The organism is Nonomuraea sp. NPDC026600, from assembly GCF_040638335.1.
Lineage (GTDB): Bacteria > Actinomycetota > Actinomycetes > Streptosporangiales > Streptosporangiaceae > Nonomuraea.
On record NZ_JBEZYD010000118.1, the window covers coordinates 1 to 1,257 of the forward strand.

A 1,257-nucleotide genomic window follows, 5' to 3' on the forward strand; every position below is an offset into this window, starting at 1 on the left:
AACGTCCCGCTGACGTCAGCATCACCCACGCCAGCCCGCCAACGATCAAACTCGAAGAACTCCCATCAGCGGCTTAACTTAACGGCATTGCCTCTTGTGGACAAGGACGCGCTTACCAGCCCATCGCTGTTCTTTGAAAGCAGCTCCCTCCTCCTACGGCGTCGGTCTTCGTCGGCTCCAACGCGATCGACGCCCACTCGCTAACGGCAATTAAGCCACCAGAGTCTCGCCGAGGCGAGCCGCATGGCGACCACCACTAGCCATTAAACGCAAACCTCCATCCTGACGCCCAGCGGCAGTCAAACCGCTCGAGGTCGTGTGGGGTTGAGGCCGACCATGGTCAGCGCCACCTCGCCGGAGTGGAAGTCGGCCGTCCTCGCCGCCCGGATAACCGCTGCGCAAAAAATCGGGGCTAATGGGACAGGCGCAGGGTTTCAACCGGAAGTCGGCCGTAGCAGGATCGGTACTCCGCTGCCAGTCGTCCAAGATGCGTAAAACCCCACTTGTGTGCCACGGACGCGACGGTGACGCTGCGAGGGTCGGATACCTTCAGGTCATCGTGAACCTTGCGGAGTCGTACTCGACGGGCATAAGCCATCGGGGACATGCCCAAATGACGTTGGAACGCTAGCTGCAGGGTGCGCGTACTGACATGGCATCGCGATGCGATCTCTGAGACGGTGAGGGCCATGTGAGCGTTGTCTTCGATATAGTCGCCGGCGGCCCGGACGATCGCCGATCTCGGCAGCGAGGCCGCCTGCTCGATCTGCCGGCTGAAGGGATGGCGGCTCGCCAGAAGAAGGCCGCGCGCCAGACTGTCGGCAAACGATGCGGCGACGAGAGGATGCCCGAGCAGATCGGCCGCGTGGCTGATGTTCGCCACCAGCTTCATCCAGCTCGCGGCGAGCTCGGAATGCAGCGATAATTTGGGCGTGAATCCGATCGGTTCACTGACGTGGGCGCCGATCATTCCCGCCAGGGCGGCGGCGACAATGCGAGTGTCGAGCTTCATCATCAGAACGCGGGTACCGCCGGGCCAGCGCTTGATGGTGACGGGGTCACCTGGGGCGAAGATCGACGCATGGTCAGGATCTGCAGTGTCTTCGACGCTGCCGTATCTGTAGTCAACCGCCCCGTTCGCAGGCCGGGTGATGCGGTATCTAGAGGCAATGCCGTTAAGTTAAGCCGCTGATGGGAGTTCTTCGAGTTTGATCGTTGGCGGGCTGGCGTGGGTGATGCTGACGTCAGCGGGACGTT

General features: G+C 62.0%; 1 protein-coding gene. It reads right to left on the reverse strand.

Annotated features, from left to right (window positions below; translation table 11 throughout):
• Positions 1-412: 412 nt before the first annotated feature.
• Positions 413-1,171, reverse strand: coding sequence for an AraC family transcriptional regulator (locus tag AB0F17_RS66465; protein WP_358047866.1), 759 nt, complete (start codon positions 1,169-1,171; stop codon positions 413-415).
• Positions 1,172-1,257 lie beyond the last annotated feature (86 nt).